Below are 2,979 nucleotides of genomic sequence, written 5' to 3'. Positions count from 1 at the left end.
AATCTATGTACGCGTGGCCATTGGCCACAACTTTTTAATTGACCATTGGTTAAGTTAGAAAGGGCGCACGGTGGATGCCTTGGCACTAGGAGCCGAAGAAGGACGGCACTAACACCGATATGCTTCGGGGAGCTGTAAGTGAGCTGTGATCCGGAGATTTCCGAATGGGGGAACCCACTGCCTTTAATCGGGCAGTATCCATGTGTGAATTGATAGCACATGAGAAGGCAGACCCAGGGAACTGAAACATCTAAGTACCTGGAGGAAGAGAAAGCAAATGCGATTCCCTGAGTAGCGGCGAGCGAAACGGGATCAGCCCAAACCAAGAGGCTTGCCTCTTGGGGTTGTAGGACACTCTATACGGAGTTACAAAAGGCAGGATTAGGCGAAGCGACCTGGAACGGTCCGCCGCAGCGGGTAATAGCCCCGTAGCCGAAAACCCTGCCCCTCCAGAGTGGATCCTGAGTACGGCGGAACACGTGAAATTCCGTCGGAATCCGGGAGGACCATCTCCCAAGGCTAAATACTTCCTAGTGACCGATAGTGAACCAGTACCGTGAGGGAAAGGTGAAAAGCACCCCGGAAGGGGAGTGAAATAGATCCTGAAACCGTGTGCCTACAAGTAGTCAAAGCCCGTTAATGGGTGATGGCGTGCCTTTTGTAGAATGAACCGGCGAGTTACGATTGCATGCAAGGTTAAGCCGAGAAGGCGGAGCCGCAGCGAAAGCGAGTCTGAACAGGGCGACAGAGTATGCAGTTGTAGACCCGAAACCAGGTGATCTACCCATGTCCAGGGTGAAGGTAAGGTAACACTTACTGGAGGCCCGAACCCACGCACGTTGAAAAGTGCGGGGATGAGGTGTGGGTAGCGGAGAAATTCCAATCGAACCTGGAGATAGCTGGTTCTCTCCGAAATAGCTTTAGGGCTAGCCTCAAGATAGAGAATCCTGGAGGTAGAGCACTGTTTGGACTAGGGGCCCATCCCGGGTTACCGAATTCAGACAAACTCCGAATGCCAGTGATTTATGCTTGGGAGTCAGACTGCGAGTGATAAGATCCGTAGTCAAGAGGGAAACAGCCCAGACCACCAGCTAAGGTCCCCAAATATCCGTTAAGTGGAAAAGGATGTGGCGTTGCTTAGACAACCAGGATGTTGGCTTAGAAGCAGCCATCATTTAAAGAGTGCGTAATAGCTCACTGGTCGAGTGACACTGCGCCGAAAATGTACCGGGGCTAAACGGATTACCGAAGCTGTGGATGGACATCAACGATGTCCGTGGTAGGAGAGCGTTCTAAGGGCGTTGAAGTCAGACCGCAAGGACTGGTGGAGCGCTTAGAAGTGAGAATGCCGGTATGAGTAACGAAAGACGGGTGAGAATCCCGTCCACCGAATGCCTAAGGTTTCCTGAGGAAGGCTCGTCCGCTCAGGGTTAGTCGGGACCTAAGTCGAGGCCGATAGGCGTAGACGATGGACAACAGGTTGATATTCCTGTACCACCTCCCCGCCGTTTGAGCAATGGGGGGACGCAGAAGGATAAGGAGAGCGTGCCGTTGGTTGTGCACGTCCAAGCAGTGAGGCGTGGAATGAGGCAAATCCCATTCCTGTAACGCTGAGCTGTGATGGCGAGAGGTTTACCTCGGAGTCCCTGATTTCACACTGCCAAGAAAAGCCTCTAGCGAGGCGGGAGGTGCCCGTACCGCAAACCGACACAGGTAGGCGAGAAGAGAATTCTAAGGTGAGCGAGTGAACTCTCGTTAAGGAACTCGGCAAAATGACCCCGTAACTTCGGGAGAAGGGGTGCTCTGGTAGGGTGTATAGCCCGAGAGAGCCGCAGTGAATAGGCCCAGGCGACTGTTTAGCAAAAACACAGGTCTCTGCAAAACCGTAAGGTGACGTATAGGGGCTGACGCCTGCCCGGTGCTGGAAGGTTAAGGGGAGTGCTTAGCGCAAGCGAAGGTGCGAACTGAAGCCCCAGTAAACGGCGGCCGTAACTATAACGGTCCTAAGGTAGCGAAATTCCTTGTCGGGTAAGTTCCGACCCGCACGAAAGGCGTAACGATCTGGGCACTGTCTCAACGAGAGACTCGGTGAAATTATAGTACCTGTGAAGATGCAGGTTACCCGCGACAGGACGGAAAGACCCCGTGGAGCTTTACTGTAGCCTGATATTGAATTTTGGTGCAACTTGTACAGGATAGGTAGGAGCCAGAGAGCCCGGAGCGCCAGCTTCGGAGGAGGCGTCGGTGGGATACTACCCTGGTTGTATTGAAATTCTAACCCACATCCCTGATCGGGATGGGAGACAGTGTCAGGCGGGCAGTTTGACTGGGGCGGTCGCCTCCTAAAGAGTAACGGAGGCGCCCAAAGGTTCCCTCAGAATGGTTGGAAATCATTCGCAGAGTGTAAAGGCAGAAGGGAGCTTGACTGCGAGACGTACAGGTCGAGCAGGGTCGAAAGACGGGCTTAGTGATCCGGTGGTTCCGCATGGAAGGGCCATCGCTCAACGGATAAAAGCTACCCCGGGGATAACAGGCTTATCTCCCCCAAGAGTCCACATCGACGGGGAGGTTTGGCACCTCGATGTCGGCTCATCGCATCCTGGGGCTGTAGTCGGTCCCAAGGGTTGGGCTGTTCGCCCATTAAAGCGGTACGCGAGCTGGGTTCAGAACGTCGTGAGACAGTTCGGTCCCTATCCGTCGCGGGCGCAGGAAATTTGAGAGGAGCTGTCCTTAGTACGAGAGGACCGGGATGGACACACCGCTGGTGTACCAGTTGTTCTGCCAAGGGCATCGCTGGGTAGCTATGTGTGGCCGGGATAAGTGCTGAAAGCATCTAAGCACGAAGCCCCCCTCAAGATGAGATTTCCCATTGCGCAAGCAAGTAAGATCCCTCAAAGACGATGAGGTAGATAGGTTCGAGGTGGAAGCGTGGCGACACGTGCAGCTGACGAATACTAATCGATCGAGGACTTAACCAAA

At 53.9% G+C, this 2,979-nt stretch carries 1 rRNA gene; it reads left to right on the top strand.

Going from position 1 to position 2,979, the window contains the following annotated elements:
* Positions 1-47 precede the first annotated feature (47 nt).
* Positions 48-2,978, top strand: a 23S ribosomal RNA gene (locus FQV26_RS18640).
* The last annotated feature ends 1 nt before the right edge of the window (position 2,979 follow it).

The organism is Planococcus sp. CPCC 101016, assembly GCF_007859295.1.
Taxonomy (GTDB): domain Bacteria; phylum Bacillota; class Bacilli; order Bacillales_A; family Planococcaceae; genus Planococcus.
Note: the sequence above shows the minus strand (reverse complement) of the source record. Positions and strands in the feature narration are given on the sequence as shown.